1 protein-coding gene is annotated in these 865 nt (G+C 51.9%); it reads right to left on the bottom strand.

Annotated features, from left to right (window positions below; translation table 11 throughout):
* A protein-coding gene (locus ACT3T6_RS17700; RefSeq protein ID WP_444625980.1) for an IS5 family transposase occupies window positions 1-796 on the bottom strand; the annotation gives its coding sequence in 2 pieces (ribosomal slippage) (window positions 1-454 and window positions 454-796; 797 coding nt annotated over the 2 pieces). This gene is flagged as partial in the annotation.
* Window positions 797-865: the final 69 nt, after the last annotated feature.

Here is an 865-nt window from a genome sequence, read left to right as displayed (position 1 = left end):
ATCGCTCTGAAACTGCTCGCTAATTTTTCGTAGCGCGTTGCAAATCGACGTAACTCTTTAAGCCATCCAAAGCAGCGTTCTACCGCGTTTCTCTGGCGGTATCTGTGCTGATCAAAACGCCTCGGCAAACCAGGGCGTGTCTTGCGATGCATTTGACGTTGCGCAATAACGGGTTTTATACCGTGCCTGTCACAGTAACGGCGCAGTTCATCACTGTCATATCCTTTATCAGCGACCACGTAGCGGCTACGTTTGCGAGGCCTTCCAACACGGCCTGGTAGATAAACACTCTCCAGCGTCGAGATGAAATGTCGAGAATCAGCCTGCTGTCCTGGAGACAGGGTAAATGCCAGCGGCCAACCATGGGAATCACATACCAGGTGGATTTTTGTCGTTAAACCACCACGACTACGCCCCAATGCGTGATCTACCGGTTCTTCTGAGCCCCCTTTTTGCCGCCTCCTGCGGCAGCGCGGGTGGCACGTATCGAGGTCGAATCAATCATCCACGTATCCAGATCCATCAGTCCATCTTCACGCAGCCTGAGCTGTAAGCGAGAAAGGATAGCTTCAAACGTGCCATCATCCCGCCATTTTCGAAAGCGCTCATAGGCAGTTGACCAGGGACCATACCGCTCGGGTAGATCTCGCCATTTGGCACCAGAACAGAGCACCCAGAAAATACCATTGAGGACCTGCCGGTCATCCCGCCGGGGCCTGCCCATCACCTGAGTTGGCGACACAATATCTGTAATCTGCGCCCAGTTCTCATTGGATATCTCGTACCGGCCAACCATAATTCATTTCCCCCTATGCTTCTATTGCATGGGAAAACTTAGCAGATATCACTTTTCGTACAAAACCTA

The organism is Halomonas sp. 72 (genome assembly GCF_052379785.1).
GTDB classification, from domain to species: Bacteria; Pseudomonadota; Gammaproteobacteria; order Pseudomonadales; family Halomonadaceae; genus Vreelandella; species Vreelandella citrativorans.
This window is presented reverse-complemented; position numbering and strand designations above follow the sequence as displayed.